Source organism: Streptomyces sp. BE303 (assembly GCF_036290945.1).
Lineage (GTDB): Bacteria > Actinomycetota > Actinomycetes > Streptomycetales > Streptomycetaceae > Kitasatospora.
Map to the genome: position 1 here is coordinate 1 of NZ_JAQYWZ010000128.1, position 2,593 is coordinate 2,593.

At 76.0% G+C, this 2,593-nt stretch carries 3 protein-coding genes and 1 pseudogene; 3 read left to right on the top strand and 1 reads right to left on the bottom strand.

Annotated features, from left to right (window positions below; genetic code table 11):
- Nucleotides 1-219, bottom strand: a pseudogene (locus tag PUR56_RS00510) (hypothetical protein); the annotation flags it as partial.
- A 320-nt stretch (nt 220-539) separates the two neighbouring features.
- Here PUR56_RS00510 and PUR56_RS00515 point away from each other — a divergent pair.
- The 3 genes from PUR56_RS00515 (at nt 540) to PUR56_RS00525 (ending at nt 2,387) form a co-directional block, all read left to right on the top strand.
- Nucleotides 540-1,220, top strand: a complete 681-nt coding sequence (locus PUR56_RS00515) for a TetR/AcrR family transcriptional regulator (protein WP_329947379.1) — start codon at nt 540-542, stop codon at nt 1,218-1,220.
- A gap of 166 nt (nt 1,221-1,386) precedes the next feature.
- Entirely contained in the window at nt 1,387-1,995 is a 609-nt protein-coding gene (locus PUR56_RS00520) for a universal stress protein (RefSeq protein WP_329947380.1), read from the top strand.
- Nucleotides 1,992-2,387 (top strand): DUF4118 domain-containing protein, encoded by a 396-nt coding sequence (locus PUR56_RS00525; protein WP_329947381.1) that lies wholly within the window; start codon nt 1,992-1,994, stop codon nt 2,385-2,387. Before PUR56_RS00520 ends, PUR56_RS00525 begins: the two co-directional genes overlap by 4 nt.
- The last annotated feature ends 206 nt before the right edge of the window (nt 2,388-2,593 follow it).

Consider the following 2,593-nt stretch of genomic DNA (forward strand, 5'->3'; position numbering starts at 1 on the left):
GGTGTTGCCGGCGGCGGTGAGGGAGGCGTTGTAGTCGGTGGAGAGCTGGTTGAAGAGCGACTCCGTGACCTGGGCGCCGACGCCGACGATGTCGGTGGCGGCGGGCGGGGGCACGGGGATCGGCTGGGGCGGGTCGGCGAGGGCTGACGGGGTGGCCGCGAGGACCAGGGCGGAGCTCAGCGCCAAGGCCGAGAGCGTCCGGTAGGCGAGGCGGATCATGCGGGCAACTCCCTTGTGAGGTCGACGAGTCGGACCTTTCTCCAGGATCCTCCGCAGGCCCGTGGGCTCCCGGAAGGACGGCGCCGGCCCCGGCCGGCCGGAGGGGCGGGGCCCCCGCAGGTCACCCCCGGTCCCCGCCCGCTCCGACCGCCACCTGATCTTCCACCGGACGCCCCCCGTACGCCGCCGCCGTACCGGCGCGGCCCGTCGCCGGGGTCCGTCACGGCGGTCTGTCGCCCGGGTCCGTCGCCGGGGTGCCGGCCGGCCGGGTGGCGGGCGGCGTTTCCGGCGGAAAACGCCCAGGTTGCTAGGGTCGGGGGATGGCAGCGAGCGGCGCAGGCGGCGCGAACCCCCCGGTGCGGTTGCGGCGCGATGCGCAGCGCAACCGCGATCTGCTGCTGACCACCGCCCGCGACCTGTTCGCCCGGCACGGGCTGGACGTGCCGCTCGACCAGATCGCCAAGGAGGCGGGCGTCGGCAACGCCACGCTGTACCGGCACTTCCCGACCCGGGAGGCCCTCGTCGCCGAGGTGTTCGCGGACGCCGCGACGCTGCTCGGCGACGCCGGTGCGCAGGCGCTGGCCGACGAGGACGCCTGGGGCGCCGTCGAGCGCTACTTCGAGCGGATCTTCGAACTGGTCGCCGCCGACCGGGGCATCAACGACCTGGTCACCCAGGCCATCCCCACCGTCCCCGGGATGATCGAGATCAGTCGGCGCAACGCCGAGACGGTCGGCGTGCTGGTCGCCCGCGCACAGCAGCAGGGCACCATGCGGACCGACGTCGTCACCATGGACCTGCTCTTCATGCTCGGCCCGCTCTGCCGCGCGCTGCCCGCCGCCACCGACCTCCGTCCCGACCTCTGGCGCCGCTACCTCGCCCTGCTGCTCGACGGTTTCCGCACCCGGGCCACCCACCCGCTGCCGGTGCCGCCGATCGGCGAGGAGCACCTGGACAAGATGTTCGCCGACCTGTGGGAGGCGGACGGGCCCGGCGCCTGACCCGTTCCCGGGCCCGCGCCGCCGCCGCCCGCGTCAGGAACCCGTACGGACCGGCGCCCCGCGCGTCAGGGCTCCGTCAACGAACGGCCCTTCCCCCCTCCGCCGGGGATTGGCTGGAGCTGAGCACCACACCAGTGAACAGCCAGCCGGAAGGACGGACAGGGCCATGGCGGACAGCGGCGCCGGCACCCACGCGGACGAGCCGATCGACCTCCCGATCGACCCGTGGAACGGGCAGGAGAGCGACGAGCAGCACGGCGGGCAGGGCGACGGCGGCCGGGGCCGGATCGTGGTCGGACTCAGCGGCTCGCTCGGCAGCCTCGCCGCCCTGCACCGAGCCGTCGCCGAGGCCCGCCGCCTCGACGCCGAGGTCCTCGCGGTGCACTGCTGGACCCCCGTCGGCGGCGAGTTCGGCTACCGCCGCTCCCCGTGCCCGCCGCTGCTCACCGCCTGCCGCGACGCCGCCGCGGCCCGTCTGCGCGAGGCCCTCGACCAGGCCTTCGGCGGCACCCCGGCGGGCGTCCGGCTGCGCGGCGTGGCCGTCCGGGGCGAGACCGGGCAGGCTCTGGTCCGCTGCGCCGACCGGCCCGGCGACCTGCTCGTCCTCGGCGCCGGCAGCCGGGGCGCGCTCGCCCGCGCGCTGCGCCCGTCGGTCACCGCCTACTGCGTCCGGCACGCGGCCTGCCCGGTGCTGGCCGTCCCGAAGCCGCCGCTCCAGCGCGAGCTGGAGGCGCTCCGGCGCCACCACCGCGTCCGGATGCCGGTGACGGCATGAGCACCCGCCTCCGGCCCGCGATGTCCGGCGCGGTCGCCCTGACCGCCTCCGCCGCACTCGTCCCGCTCCTCGCCGTGCTCGGCGAGCTCCGCGCCACCTGGGTCGCGCTCGCCGGCTACGCGGTGCTGTGCGCCGCCGTCGGCCGCTGCTCGCGCCCGTCCGCCGCCCCGTTGGTCGGCCTGGCCGCCTGGCTCTTCCACAACGGGTTCGTCGAACACCGCCGGGGCACCCTCGGGTGGGCCGGCCCCGCCCCGGAGGCCGGCCACCTCCTCCTCTTCACCGCCGCAGCCCTCGCCTTCGCCGTCCTCGCGGCCCTGCGGCGTCCGCACCCCCGCCGGCGTCCGCGGCTCCGTGACCGGCGTCCCGGCCGCCGGTTCGGTCTCACCGCCTGACCGACCCCCGGGGTGCTCCGGGAGGCCGTCCGGGGTTCTCCCGTGGTTCGGACGGCCGTTCCGGGCTGGTACTGTTCTTCCTGTCGCGAGGGAGATGATCTCTCGTCAGGCGTCAGTGGTGCTACCAGAGCACGTCCTACTTTCAGTAGGGAGAGTCCGTGCAACCCGGGCCTGGCGCTCCACGTCGGACGGGGTCCGGTACCTGA

Bases quoted from the DNA above. Each gene is read 5' to 3' on its own strand.
- PUR56_RS00515 (WP_329947379.1), top strand. From the start codon at position 540: ATGGCAGCGAGCGGCGCAGGCGGCGCGAACCCCCCGGTGCGGTTGCGG.
- PUR56_RS00520 (WP_329947380.1), top strand. From the start codon at position 1,387: ATGGCGGACAGCGGCGCCGGCACCCACGCGGACGAGCCGATCGACCTC.
- PUR56_RS00525 (WP_329947381.1), top strand. From the start codon at position 1,992: ATGAGCACCCGCCTCCGGCCCGCGATGTCCGGCGCGGTCGCCCTGACC.